Genomic DNA, 13,178 nt, shown 5'->3' with positions numbered 1-13,178 from the left:
CTCTATCAGATCTTTTCGACCCGATTTCCTCGGTGCTTTCCGGTCCCTTTTGTTTTCACTCCGGGGGCCTTTCGGCGGTTCCGACTTTATCAGAATCATTTGGGCCGACCTAATCGGTGGCTTTCTTGATTCGAATAAGAATCGGGGTGACTCCGTGGAATCGAATTCCCGACCGGAGTGAGTGAGACTCTACTTGATCGCTGCCGAACTGTCCAGTTCTAGGCAACCGTTTGAATCTACCTCCCCACGTCCACCATGTCAATGGTTTTTGTGGGCACCGGAGGACACTAGCAGGTCAGCGGGGTCGTACGCACATCAGGCGGCGGTGGGGAGCTGCGCGCTGCGGTCGGGCTCCTCTAGGTCGCCCTGGTCGCCGGCGCGGGCGGCACGGCCGCCAAGGACGTAGACGTAGGCGAGGAAGAGCAGCTCAGCGGCGATGCCGATGGTGATGCGGGCCCAGGTGGGCAGGCCGGACGGGGTGACGAAGCCTTCGATCAGGCCCGAGACGAAGAGGACAAGGGCCAGGCCGATGGCCATGCCGACGGCGGCGCGGCCGCGTTCCGCCAGGGCTGCGCGGCGGGTGGTGGGGCCCGGGTCGATGACCGTCCAGCCGAGGCGGAGGCCCGTGCCGGCGGCGACGAAGACGGCGGTCAGTTCGAGCAGGCCGTGGGGAAGGATCAGGCCCAGGAACACGTCGAGGCGGCCCGCGGACGCCATCAGGCCGATGCCGACGCCGACGTTCAGCATGTTCGTGAAGAGGATCCAGAGCACCGGGATGCCCAGGAAGGCGCCCAGGACCAGGCACATGGCGGCGGCCTGGGCGTTGTTCGTCCAGACCTGGGCGGCGAAGGACGCCGCCGGGTTGCTGGAGTAGTACGTCTCGTACTGGCCGCCGGGGCGGGTCATCTCGCGGAGGTCGGCAGGGGCGCCGATCGCGGCCTGGACCTCGGGGTGCGTACCGATCCACCAGCCGATGAGAACGGCGAGCAGGGTGGAGAGGACGGCGGTGGGGACCCACCAGTGGCGGGAGCGGTAGACGGCCGCGGGGAAGCCGGCGGTGAGGAAGCGGGCCGCGTCGCGCCACGAGGAGCGCCGGGTGCCGGTGACCGTGGCGCGGGCGCGGGCCACGAGCTGGGTGAGGCGGGCCGTGAGCACGGGGTCCGGGGCGCTCGACTGCACGATCGAGAGATGGGTGGCCGTGCGCTGGTAGAGGGACACGAGTTCGTCGGCCTCGGCTCCGGTGAGCTTGCCGCCCCGGCGCAGGAGGTGGTCGAGGCGTTCCCACTCGGCGCGGTGGGCGGTGACGTAGACGTCGAGGTCCATGATCGGCTGCTGCTCCAGGCATCGGCTGCGGACGGTTCCGTACTGCTGCGGCGCGCTGCGGGTCAGCTTGGCAGACTGGCGTTCGGAGGGGTCGGGAAGGTCGGAGAAGGGTGGGTGCCGTGAGTGACCTGGTGACCGGGGATGCCGTCGTACTGGAGTTGCAGCCCGCGCGGCTCCCGAGCCGGGCTTTGGCGGTGCTCATCGACCTGGTGGTGGTCTGGGCCGCGTATCTGCTCGTCACGCTCGGGCTCGCGGTCGCCACCGCGTCGCTCGACGAGGCCGCGGTGATGGCGGTGTCCATCGCCTCCTTCCTGCTGATCCTGGTGGGAGCGCCGATCGCGGTGGAGACGCTGTCCCACGGGCGGTCGCTGGGCAAGCTGGCCTGCGGACTTCGTGTGGTGCGGGACGACGGGGGGCCGATCCGGTTCCGGCACGCGCTCGTGCGGGGGGCGATGGGGGTCGTGGAGATCCTGATGACCTTCGGGGTCGTCGCCTGTGTCGCGTCGCTCGTGTCGGAGCGGGGGCGACGTCTCGGGGACGTCTTCGCGGGGACGCTCGTCGTACGGGAGCGGATACCCGCGGCGCGGGTGCTCGCCGTGCCTCCGCCGCCGCCGTGGCTGGTGGGGCGTTTCGCCGGGCTGGATCTTTCGGCGGTGCCCGAGTCCCTGTGGCTTGAGATACGGCAGTACCTCACGCGGGCGCGTGAGCTGGATCCGGCGGTGGGGCGGCGGCTCGCGGAGCGGCTGGCCGACGAGCTGGTGGCGCGGACCGGGACGCCTCCGCCGCCGGGAGTGCCGGCCGACGCGTATCTGGCGGGCGTGGTGGCCGAGCGGCAGACGCGGGAGGCTCGGCGGGCGTTCGGCTCCGCGGGAGTGGCCGGGATGCCGGGGGTGGCTGGGATGCCGGGGGTGAGTGGGGCGGTCGGGGCTGTGGGGATGCCGGCGCCGGGCTTCGCTCCTCCCGTTGCGCCTTCGCCGGTGGCCCCTCCGGCTGCTGCGCCGGTCGTCGCCTCCCCGGTGGCCGGCGGTCAGCAGGCCACGGCGCCCGCTACCGGGTTCGCTCCGCCCGCCTGATCCTCAGGGGAAGACCGACGGCGGGGTCTCCAGGGCTTCGAGTTCGATGCCGGGGGCTGAGAGGACCACGTCGCCGGCGATGTGGACGGTGTGCCGTTCGCCCGTATCCAGGGCGCTGACCTGGTATTCGTCCACCATCAGGGGGCCGTTGTCAGTGGCGTGCGCTTCACTCTTCAGCAGGGCCCAGGACTGGTCGACCGTGAGGGGGGCGAGCACCGGGTCCGTGAAGGCCACGAGCCTGACACGGGTCTCGGGGGAATCGGGGGTGAGACGCAGGAGTCGCGTGAGCGCGACGAGGAACGCCGGGGACATGCCGGTGAAGGCGTGGGCGCGCACATTGCCTTCGGTGGCGTGGGTTCCGGTGGGGTCCGTGCGGACCCAGGTGACGCCGTCGAGGGCCGCACCGCGGACCTGCCAGCCGGCGGCGTGGAGTTCGAGACGGATGGGGCGGCCGAGTTCGTCGACGGCCAGGTCGACGGAGCCCTGGTGGTCGCCCGAGGGGGTGGTGACCTGTGAGACGTAGCGCCAGCCGGAGGGGCCGGGCGCGCAGTGGAAGTGTTCGTCACCGAGGGGGGTGTGGTCGTGCGGGTCATGGAGCGAATATCGGCCGCGGGGCATGGGTCGGGTCCTCGGGACGGGGGCTTCCGGGCGTGTGGGGGTAGGGCCGGTCCAGCCCTGAGGTAGGGCCTTTGTCCGGCCCTGGTCTCGGGCGGACAGGCCCGGGGACGAGGCAGGCCCCCCGGCACGGGGGTGCGGGGGGCCTGCCTGTCTCCTCTACGGGTGTCCGGGACGGCGTCGCGTCAGCGCGCGGGCGCCGCCGGCCGGGGCATCAGTAGCGGTAGTGGTCCGGCTTGAACGGGCCCTCGACCTCGACGCCGATGTACGCGGCCTGCTCGGGGCGGAGGGTCGTCAGCTTGACGCCGAGGGCGTCCAGGTGGAGGCGGGCGACCTTCTCGTCCAGGTGCTTGGGCAGCACGTACACGTCGGTCGGGTACTCCTGCGGCTTCGTGTAGAGCTCGATCTGGGCCAGGGTCTGGTCCGCGAACGAGTTCGACATGACGAAGGAGGGGTGGCCGGTCGCGTTGCCCAGGTTGAGCAGGCGGCCCTCGGACAGCACGATGAGGACCTTGCCGTCGGGGTGCGTCCAGGTGTGGACCTGCGGCTTGACCTCGTCCTTGACGATGCCCGGGGTCTTGGCGAGGCCGGCCATGTCGATCTCGTTGTCGAAGTGGCCGATGTTGCCGACGATGGCCTGGTGCTTCATCTTGGCCATGTCCGCGGCCATGATGATGTCCTTGTTGCCGGTCGTGGTGATGAAGATGTCGGCCTTCTCCACGACCTCGTCCAGGGTCGTGACCTGGTAGCCGTCCATCGCCGCCTGGAGCGCGCAGATCGGGTCGATCTCCGTGACGATCACGCGGGCGCCCTGGCCGCGCAGGGACTCGGCGCAGCCCTTGCCGACGTCGCCGTAGCCGCAGACGACCACGGTCTTGCCGCCGATGAGGACGTCGGTGGCGCGGTTGATGCCGTCGATGAGGGAGTGGCGGCAGCCGTACTTGTTGTCGAACTTCGACTTCGTCACGGCGTCGTTCACGTTGATCGCCGGGAAGAGGAGGTCGCCGGCCTGGTGCATCTCGTACAGGCGGTGGACACCGGTGGTGGTCTCCTCGGTCACGCCGCGGATCTCGGACGCCAGCTGGGTCCACTTCTGCGGGTTCTCGCCGAGGGTGCGGTTGAGGAGACGGAGGATGTAGCCGTACTCCTCGCTGTCCGCGGTGGACGGGTCCGGGGCGGAGCCGGCCTTCTCGAACTCGACGCCCTTGTGGACGAGGAGGGTGGCGTCACCACCGTCGTCGAGGATCATGTTCGGGCCGCCGGTGGGCGAGTTCGGCCAGGTGAGGGCCTGCTCGGTGCACCACCAGTACTCCTCGAGGGTCTCGCCCTTCCAGGCGAAGACCGGAACGCCCTGCGGGTTCTCCGGGGTGCCGTTCGGGCCGACGGCGATGGCCGCGGCGGCGTGGTCCTGGGTGGAGAAGATGTTGCAGGAGGCCCAGCGGACCTCGGCGCCGAGGGCGACCAGGGTCTCGATGAGGACGGCGGTCTGCACGGTCATGTGCAGGGAGCCGGTGACACGGGCGCCCGCGAGGGGCTGCTGCTCGGCGTACTCGCGGCGGATCGACATCAGGCCGGGCATCTCGTGCTCGGCGAGGGTGATCTCCTTGCGGCCGAAGGTGGCCAGGGAGAGGTCGGCGACCTTGAAGTCCTGATGGGCGACAGTCGTCATGACTGAGCTGCTCCTCGTGTGTTCGCGTGCGAGGGTCGGTTGGGGCGCCGGGCACCACGGAGGGTCCCTGGACACACGAATGCCCGGGGTTTTCCACGGTGCCGTCGTCGGAGGCCCTCTCTCCCTCGGCCGGTCCGCGAGGACCGCCCGACCGCCATCAGCAGCGACGTCTGGCTGGTCACGAATCTACACCGGACGGTGGGGCGGGCCACAGTCCGCATCGGGCGGCGGGGCGGGATCGAAGGCCCGTACATACGCACGAGGCCCCCGGGACCGTGGGGTCTCGGGGGCCTTGTGGAGAGGTGGGGTGGGGCCGTCGGCGGCGGCCGCCGACAGCCGTCAGTGATCGTCGGCGTCCGGGGTCTTCACCGCGTCCGTGCCGGTCGAGGTGGCCGTCTCCTTGTAGATGTCCGGCTCCAGGTAGATGACCCGGGCGATCGGGACGGCGGCGCGGATGCGCTCCTCGGCGGCGTTGATGGCGTTCGCGACGTCGCCGGCCGAGTCGTCGTGCTGGACGGCGATCTTGGCGGCGACGAGGAGCTCCTCCGGGCCGAGGTGGAGCGTACGCATGTGGATGAGGCGGGTGACGGTCTCGCCGTCCACGACCGCGGCCTCGATCCGCTTGACCTCCTCGGTGCCCGCGGACTCGCCGAGCAGCAGCGACTTGGTCTCGGCGGCCAGCACGATCGCGATGACGATCAGCAGGATGCCGATGCAGAGGGTGCCGATGCCGTCCCAGATGCCGTCGCCGGTCAGCAGCGCGAGGCCGACGCCGCCGAGCGCGAGGACGAGGCCGACGAGCGCGCCCAGGTCCTCCAGGAGGACGACGGGCAGCTCGGGGGCCTTGGCCCGGCGGACGAACTGCGTCCAGGTGAGGCCGCCGCGGATCAGGTTCGATTCCTGGATGGCGGTACGGAAGGAGAAGGACTCGGCGATGATCGCGAACACGAGGACGCCGACCGGCCAGTACCAGGCCTCGATCGGGTGCGGGTGCTTGATCTTCTCGTAGCCCTCGTAGATGGCGAACATGCCACCGACGGAGAAGAGCACGATGGAGACGAGGAAGGCGTAGATGTACCGCTCGCGGCCGTAACCGAAGGGGTGCTGCGGAGTCGCCTCGCGCTTCGCCTTCTTGCCGCCGAGGAGCAGCAGGCCCTGGTTGCCGGAGTCGGCGAGGGAGTGGACGCTCTCCGCGAGCATCGACGACGAACCACTGAAGAGGAACGCCACGAACTTGGCTACGGCGATCGCCAGGTTGGCGGCGAGTGCCGCCACGATCGCCTTGGTTCCGCCTGACGCGCTCATGGGTGTACGTGGTCCCTTCGTCGATGCACCGGCTCTGTCGCCGCGGTTCGGCCGGTCATTGTCGCATCAGGCCATGACGGTGGCGCGAAAGACCGTCCCCGTACCGGAGAGTTCGGTCTTCTCGCCCGCGGGCACGAAGACGGATTCGCCGGCGGCGAGGGTCACCTCGCCCGCCTTCGGGCGGCCCGCGACGGCGAGCAGGATCTGCGGGGTCGGGCTCGTCAGGTCGGTCGGGGCGGCGCCCTCCGGCCGTACGAGACGGGAGAGGCGGAACTCGTCGATCGGGGTGTCGTAGACCTCCTCCCCGGACGGGGAGGCCTCGGGGCGCAGGACGGCCGGGTCGGTCGGCTCGAAGCGGACCACGCGCAGGAGTTCGGGGACGTCGATGTGCTTGGGGGTGAGTCCGCAGCGCAGCACGTTGTCGGAGTTGGCCATGATCTCGACGCCGAGGCCCGAGAGGTAGGCGTGCGGGACGCCCGCGCCCAGGTAGAGGGCCTCGCCGGGCTGGAGCGTGATCCGGTTGAGGAGCATCGCGGCGATGACGCCGGGATCGCTCGGGTAGTGGTGGGCGAGGCTCGCGTACGGGGCGTGCTCGCCGCCGAGACGGTCCGCGGCCGCCGTCGCCTCCGCCACGGTGTGCGCCATCTCCTCCGGGTCGGCGGTCAGCAGTGCCGTCAGGACCTCGCGGAGCGCGGCCTCTTCGGGGTGGGCGTGCAGGAGGTCCACGTACGGCTTGAGCGAGTCGACGCCGAGTGCGGCGAGCAGGTCCGCGGCCTCGGCCGGCGCGCGGAATCCGCACAGACCCTCGAAGGGGGTGAGCGCGCAGATCAGCTCGGGCTTGTGGTTGGCGTCCTTGTACGTGCGGTGCGGGGCGTCGATCGGGATGCCCGCGGCTTCCTCGGCCGCGTAACCGGCCTGCGCCTGGGCGAGGTCGGGGTGGGCCTGGAGGGAGAGCGGGGCGCCGGCGGCGAGCACCTTCAGCAGGAACGGCAGGCGCGGGCCGAACTTGTCGACGGAACGCTCCCCCAGTTCGCGTACGGGATCGGCGTCGATCAGCGCGTTCAGCGAGCCGCGATCGGTGCGGGAGGGGGCGCCGGGGTGGGCGCCCATCCACATCTCGGCCTGGGGCTCGCCGGTCGGGGCGACGCCGAGCAGCTCCGGGATGGCCGTCGTGGATCCCCAGGCGTAGGGGCGAACGGTGTTGACGAGGCGGTCCATGGTGCCTGCCAGCTCCTCGGGGTGGTGACGGATGGTGAGGTGAGGGGTGTCGGGAGACAGGTGACAGGGGGCGGGTGACGGGTGGGTTACAGGGTGGGGGACGGGGTGGTGGACGGGGGTTGTTCGTCTGGGGGTGTGGGGTGGGATCTGGGGTGGGGTCTGGGGTCTGGGGTCTGGGGTGGGGTGTGGGGTCTGGGGTGGGGTTTGTGGGGGCTTGTTTTCGGGGGGCTCTCAGAGCGCCGTGCGGCCCGGGGTTGTCAGGGAGAGGTAGACCGCCGCGAAGTCGGTCACCGCGAGCAGTTCCGCCAGGGTCTCCAGGTCACCACCTTCCTCCGGTTCCAGCTCGCTGATCGCCGTCTCGTGGCTCAGTGCCAGCTCGCGTGCCGCGTGGGCGGCGGTCAGGCCGTCCGACGGACGGTCCCTCAACAGGACCACCCGGGCGCGGAGCGCCTGCGGCTCGTCCACCCGGTCACGGAAGAAGTCCTCGGGGTCCGCACCCGCCGCGTAGTCACCCGCGAGGAGTACACCGTGGGCCGGGAGGGCCTCCGGGAGTTCCGCCGCAAGCGCCGGCAGACCCGCGAGTTCCGCCAGCACCGCGGCGAACCTGCGTCCCGCCGGGCCCGCGGCCGCGCCCTCCGTCCAGATCAGCGGCAGCGTGTCCGCAAGCTCGGCGGCAAGCGTCTTCGCCGGGTTGCTGTACGTGGCGATGGCCGGGCCGCAGCGCTCCGCCGTACGGTCCAGCCGGTCGGCGACCTTCTCCAGGGCCTCGGGCGGGGCCTCCAGGAGACCGACCCGGTCGAGCAGCATGAGCAGCGGGGTGAACAGGGCCCACAGGGTGCCGGGGCTCGCGGCGATGTTCTCGGCGTACTCGTTCGGGGCCTCGTTCGGGGCGATGGCCATCGGCACGAACAGACCGCGTGAGCCGCTGACCGTCTCGGTGAGCGGCGAGGCCTTCGGCGCCACGGCGACGACGGTGATCCCGCGGCGGTACGCCTGCTCCGCGAGCAGCGCCAGGCCCGGTTCGGAGCCGTCCGTCGTCGGCAGGAGCAGGAGGTCCACGGAGCCCGCCCAGCCGGGCAGCGCCCAGCGCAGGGCGCCCGCGGCGGGGGCGACGCCGGTCGGCTGGAGGCGTACGACGGGTGCCGAGGCTCCTGCCAGGGCGCCGATCAGGTCGGCGACGGCCGCGGCGGCGGTGCCCGGGCCGGCGACGAGTACTGCGCGGGGGCGGCCCTCGGGGTGGAGGTCCGCGATGCCGGCCTCGGCGGCGTGCCTCGCCGCCGTCCTTACCCGGGCGCCGGCTTCGGCGGCGCCGCGGAGAAGGCCTCGGCGGTCTGCCAGGGCGAGGTCGTCCGGGGCGTCGAGGAGGGTCTCGTCGAGCATGGGGCGGGTGCCTCCGGTCGCGTCGTCGTCGCGGGCCCCTGCGGGGGGCTTGGGGGGTCTTCGTTGTGCGGGGCCCTTGGGCGGGCGGCTTGTGCGGGGCCCTTGGGCGGGTGCCTTGTGGTGCGGGCACCTTCTATGGTGCGGGGCTTGCGGTGCTGGTGCGGGGTTTGCGGGGTTGTGCGGGTGCTTGTGGTGCGCCCTGCCTTCGGCCGGGCTTGTCGGTTCCCACCCGCACCACCCGTGCAGGTGGGAGGGCAGAGGTGCGGGCTTGCCCGTGGGGGGGGTGCCCGCCGTTGGCGGCGGACCCTCCGGGGATGTTCCCGGCGGGCCCCTCCGGGAAGCGCGAGGGATGGGACGGGGGGGAGTGAGGGCTGGAGGCTGTGGCGGAGGCGGGGCTGGGACAGCGGGGCTGGGACAGGGGGTGAAGGCGGGGCGAGAGCGGGCAGGTCGGTCGGGGAGCCGGATGCCGTGCGGTCGGCGGGCACCCCGTGCCGTGTGGCTCGGCCGGCCGGCCGACTCGGCATGGGCCAGGTCCCGTGCCGTACGGCGCGAACCTGGGGCCCTTGCCGTGCGGCGCGAACCTGGGGCCGTGCCGTGCGGAGCTTGGCCCGGGGTCTTGCCGTACGGGCCAGGTCCCGTCCCCTTCGGCGAGAACCGGAGCCCGTGCCGTACGGGCCCAAGTCCCGTGCCATGCGGCGCGAACCCGTGGCCGTGGCGTGCGGCGCGGACCTCTGGCCGTGCGCCGTGGGCCGAGGGACCCGCCGTGCGACGCAAGCCTGGACCAGCGCCGTACGGGCCAGGTCTCGTGCCGTGCGGCGGCGCGAGACGAGCCCCTTGCCGCACGAACCGGAGCCCATGCCGTGCGAGCCGGGGACCTTGCCGTGCGGGCCAGGGCCCGAACCCGTGCCGTACGGGCCAGGTCTCGTGCCGTGCGGCGGCGCGAGCAGAGCCCTTGCCGCACGAACCGGAGCCCATGCCGTGCGAGCCGGGGACCTTGCCGTGCGAGCCAGGGCCCGAACCCGTGCCGTACGGACCCGGTTCGGGCCGTGCAGCGCGAGACGAGCCCCTTGTCGCACGAACCCGAGCCCATGCCGTACAGGCCGGGGACCTTGCCGTGCGGGCCAGGGCCCGGCCCTCGCAGTGTGAGCCCGAACCCGTGCCGTACTGACCGGGTCTCGTACCGTGCGGCGCGAGTCGAAGGACCCACCGCGCAGCGCGAGCCCGAGCCAATGGCGTACGGGCCAGGTCCTGTCTCGTGCAGCGCGAGCCGAGCCCCCTGCCGTGCGGGCCGGGTCCCATGCCCTGCGGCGCGGGCCGGAGCCCGTGCTGTACGGACCGGGTCGGCGCCGGCTGGGGAACTTGCCCACACCACGCGTACGACCAGGTTCCGTGCCGTACGGCACGGAGCCGAGCCTCCGCCGTGGGGACCAGGGCCGTTGCCGTGCTGCCAGGGCCCGTCCCCCTGCGGCGTGGGCCGGAGCCCGTGCCGTGCCATGGGGCACGGCAGGCCTTGGCCGGCCGCGCGAGCGGGGGAGGCGTCGGTGTTGCCTTCGGGGCGCTCCGTGCCGTGCGCCATCAGGTCGCTCCCTACTGGCGTCGCCGCGAGGTAGCTCCGTGTCGCTGTGCCTGCCTACGGGCGGCGGGCCTCGTCCGTCAGGAGGACCGGGATGTTGTCGCGGACCGGGTAGGCGAGGCCGCAGTCGGGGCTCGTGCAGATGAGTTCGGGGGTCTCGTCCGCCGTGCGGTCGTTCAGTGGAGCGTGGCACGCGGGGCAGGCCAGGATCTCCAGGAGGCCGGCTTCGAGCGGCATGGGGTGTCCCTTCGAACAAGCGGTTTCGGGCCAGGTCAGCCTACCGCCGGGGGACGGGGGGTGCCCCGTTCCCCGGCGGTGGGTGAGGGGTGGAGGTCAGGCCGTGGTGCGGACCAGCGCGAGGACCTCGTCGCGGATCCTCGCCATCGTCGCCTCGTCGCGGGCCTCGACGTTGAGGCGCAGCAGCGGCTCCGTGTTGGAGGCGCGGAGGTTGAACCACCAGTCCCGCGCCGTCACCGTCAGGCCGTCCAGGTTGTCGAGGGTGACGTCCTCGTTCTCGTACGCGGCCTTGACCTTGGCCGCGCTCGCCTTCTGGTCCGCCACCGTCGAGTTGATCTCGCCCGAGGAGGCGTAGCGGTCGTACGCCGCCACCAGGCCCGACAGGGCGCCCTCCTGGCCGCCCAGGGCCGCCAGGACGTGGAGCGCGGCCAGCATGCCCGTGTCCGCGTTCCAGAAGTCCTTGAAGTAGTAGTGCGCCGAGTGCTCGCCGCCGAAGATCGCGCCGGTCTTCGCCATCTCCTCCTTGATGAAGGAGTGGCCGACCCGCGTACGGACCGGCTCGCCGCCCTGCTCACGGACGACCTCCGGCACCGACCACGAGGTGATCAGGTTGTGGATGATCGTTCCGCCGGGGTGCTTCGCGAGCTCGCGGGCCGCCACCAGGGCCGTGATCGCCGACGGCGAGACCGGCTCGCCGCGCTCGTCCACAACGAAGCAGCGGTCGGCGTCGCCGTCGAAGGCCAGCCCGAGGTCGGCTCCCTCGGCCAGGACGCGGGCCTGGAGGTCGACGATGTTCTTCGGGTCCAGCGGGTTCGCCTCGTGGTTCGGGAACGTGCCGTCCAGCTCGAAGTACATCGGGACCACGTCGAGCGGCAGGCCATCGAAGACCGTCGGGACCGTGTGGCCGCCCATGCCGTTGCCCGCGTCCACCACGACCTTGAGGGGGCGGATCGCCGTCAGGTCGACCAGGGACTTCAGGTACTGCGCGTAGTCCTTGAGCGTGTCGCGGTGGGTGATCCCGCCCGGGGTCTCCGCCGCTTCCGGCGCGCCGGTCTCCGACCAGCCCTCGGCGAGTTCCCGGATCTCCGCCAGGCCCGTGTCCTGGCCCACCGGGGCGGCGCCCGCGCGGCACATCTTGATGCCGTTGTACTGGGCCGGGTTGTGCGAGGCGGTGAACATCGCGCCGGGCAGGTCGAAGCTGCCGGAAGCGAAGTACAGCTGATCGGTGGAGCAGAGTCCGATCAGGGTGACGTCGGCGCCGAGGCGGGCCGCGCCGCGCGCGAAGGCGTCCGCCAGGCCGGGCGACGAGGGGCGCATGTCGTGGCCGATGACGATCGCGTCCGCGTCCGTCACCCGTACGAAGGCTGCACCGAAGAGCTCGGCGAGCGACTCGTCCCACTGGTCGGGTACCACTCCGCGGACGTCGTACGCCTTCACGATCTGCGACAGATCGGCAGTCACGGATCCACCCTCCTGAGTTCTCGGCACGCGTGTGCGGTGCGTGTACGGAACGCCAAAACTACCCGGAGCGGGGAGGGGGTACGCGGACGGTGGCCGGTTGCGCTCAGTTGTCCGGGGAGCGGAGCACTCTCAGGTGCCCTCTGCGGCCGACCTCCATGGGGTCTCCGCCGCGGCCTCCGCCGCCCTTGCCGCCGGCTTCGGCCGCGCGTTCCTGGGGGCGGGCCGCCTCCCGTACCGCGTTGGCCAGGGCTTCGAGGTCGTCGCCACTGGGGCGGGGCGGGGCAGAACCGTCGGTCAGCCGCACGACCTCCCACCCTCGTGGGGCGGTCAGGCGCTCGCTGTGCTGGGCGCACAGGTCGTAGCAGTGGGGCTCGGCGTAGGTGGCGAGCGGGCCGAGGACCGCAGTCGAGTCGGCATAGACGTACGTCAGTGTCGCGACGGCAGGGCGGCCGCACGCAGTGCGCGAACAGCGACGTACAGGGCTCACGACGTTGGACGGTACCGCACTCTTGAGCGGGCCGCGACGACTCTCCCTCAGGTCACTCCACCGTGTCGCGCTGTGACCTCCGCCACCCCCCTTCGAGTGGCGACCGCTCGGACCTGCGCGGGAGGGGGCACAAGGGGGTGGCGCCGGGAGTCGATCCGGACACTCCGGGGTATGGATCCGGTCAACCGCGGCCAGATGGCCGATCGTGAGGGGCCCCCGAATCGGGCGGGCGGTTGACCGGAACGTTCAGGTTTCGACAGGGCGTGGAGTGGTGTTGCCGGGACACCCGGGAAGGTGGCGAGGACGCGCCACAGTGCGCGGGCATCGATGAGGGTTACGCTGCGTCAGTGATGGACAGTCCTGTGCCGCCGAGCCCCCCGCACCACTCCACGGAGCCCCCGGCGGAGCCCCGGGTGCGTCGCCGCGACCGGCACGGCCGCGGGATGCGGGGACCGGTCGCCCCGCCCCAGGTGCCGCTCTCCGCGAGCCGGGCCGACACCTTCCGCGATCTCGTCCTCGACTCGGTGGAGCGCCTTGAGCGGCGCTGGCCGCAGCTCGCCGACGTCGAGTTCCTCGTGATGGAGGTGCCGCCGGCGGTGCCGGGCGAGACGGTGCCGCTGGGCGGCTCGGCGCCCGCCGAGAAGAACGATCCCGCCCGGGTGGTCGTCTACCGGCGGCCGGTCGAGATCCGCTCCAAGAACCGGGACGAGCGGGCGCTCCTCGTCCACGAGGTCGTCGTGGAGCAGGTCGCCGAGCTGCTCGGGCTCTCCCCCGAGTCGGTCGATCCCCGGTACGGGCAGGACTGACCTCGGTACGGGCCGGGCTGACCCCGGTACG

At 71.9% G+C, this 13,178-nt stretch carries 11 protein-coding genes; 2 read left to right on the top strand and 9 right to left on the bottom strand.

The annotated features are described in order from the left end of the window. Positions 1-315 precede the first annotated feature (315 nt). Complete coding sequence (locus tag E0F75_RS38760) at positions 316-1,323, bottom strand: stage II sporulation protein M (protein WP_229315719.1); 1,008 nt, start codon at positions 1,321-1,323, stop codon at positions 316-318. Between the two features lie 119 nt (positions 1,324-1,442). Between E0F75_RS38760 and E0F75_RS38755 the strand changes: the two genes are divergently transcribed. Further along, a complete protein-coding gene (locus E0F75_RS38755; protein WP_229315718.1) occupies positions 1,443-2,396 on the top strand; it encodes an RDD family protein in 954 nt (317 codons plus the stop codon). A 3-nt stretch (positions 2,397-2,399) separates the two neighbouring features. Here E0F75_RS38755 and E0F75_RS38750 read toward each other — a convergent pair whose 3' ends face one another. The 8 genes from E0F75_RS38750 to E0F75_RS38715 form a co-directional block, all read right to left on the bottom strand. After that, on the bottom strand, positions 2,400-3,014 hold the full coding sequence (locus E0F75_RS38750) for a hypothetical protein (protein WP_229315715.1): 615 nt from the start codon (positions 3,012-3,014) through the stop codon (positions 2,400-2,402). A 211-nt stretch (positions 3,015-3,225) separates the two neighbouring features. Then, positions 3,226-4,680: an adenosylhomocysteinase gene (gene ahcY / locus E0F75_RS38745; protein WP_229315714.1), complete on the bottom strand. Its 1,455-nt coding sequence runs from the start codon at positions 4,678-4,680 to the stop codon at positions 3,226-3,228. Between the two features lie 339 nt (positions 4,681-5,019). Beyond that, positions 5,020-5,985: a cation diffusion facilitator family transporter gene (locus E0F75_RS38740; RefSeq protein ID WP_229315713.1), complete on the bottom strand. Its 966-nt coding sequence runs from the start codon at positions 5,983-5,985 to the stop codon at positions 5,020-5,022. 66 nt (positions 5,986-6,051) lie between these two features. Further along, positions 6,052-7,203 carry a mannose-6-phosphate isomerase, class I gene (gene manA / locus E0F75_RS38735; RefSeq protein ID WP_229315712.1) on the bottom strand — a complete coding sequence of 384 codons (1,152 nt, stop codon included), beginning with the start codon at positions 7,201-7,203 and terminating at the stop codon, positions 6,052-6,054. A 231-nt stretch (positions 7,204-7,434) separates the two neighbouring features. Then, positions 7,435-8,583, bottom strand: a complete 1,149-nt coding sequence (locus E0F75_RS38730) for an SIS domain-containing protein (protein ID WP_229315711.1) — start codon at positions 8,581-8,583, stop codon at positions 7,435-7,437. A 1,630-nt stretch (positions 8,584-10,213) separates the two neighbouring features. Further along, positions 10,214-10,393 (bottom strand): Trm112 family protein, encoded by a 180-nt coding sequence (locus tag E0F75_RS38725; protein WP_073915537.1) that lies wholly within the window; start codon positions 10,391-10,393, stop codon positions 10,214-10,216. A 96-nt stretch (positions 10,394-10,489) separates the two neighbouring features. Continuing rightward, positions 10,490-11,854: a phosphomannomutase/phosphoglucomutase gene (locus E0F75_RS38720; RefSeq protein WP_229315710.1), complete on the bottom strand. Its 1,365-nt coding sequence runs from the start codon at positions 11,852-11,854 to the stop codon at positions 10,490-10,492. Between the two features lie 103 nt (positions 11,855-11,957). Further along, on the bottom strand, positions 11,958-12,392 hold the full coding sequence (locus E0F75_RS38715; protein ID WP_079042180.1) for a DUF3499 domain-containing protein: 435 nt from the start codon (positions 12,390-12,392) through the stop codon (positions 11,958-11,960). A gap of 299 nt (positions 12,393-12,691) precedes the next feature. Between E0F75_RS38715 and E0F75_RS38710 the strand changes: the two genes are divergently transcribed. Then, positions 12,692-13,147: a metallopeptidase family protein gene (locus E0F75_RS38710; RefSeq protein ID WP_055602543.1), complete on the top strand. Its 456-nt coding sequence runs from the start codon at positions 12,692-12,694 to the stop codon at positions 13,145-13,147. Positions 13,148-13,178: the final 31 nt, after the last annotated feature.

This window comes from Streptomyces sp. CB02980 (genome assembly GCF_014451325.2).
GTDB lineage: Bacteria > Actinomycetota > Actinomycetes > Streptomycetales > Streptomycetaceae > Streptomyces.
Note: the sequence above shows the minus strand (reverse complement) of the source record. Positions and strands in the feature narration are given on the sequence as shown.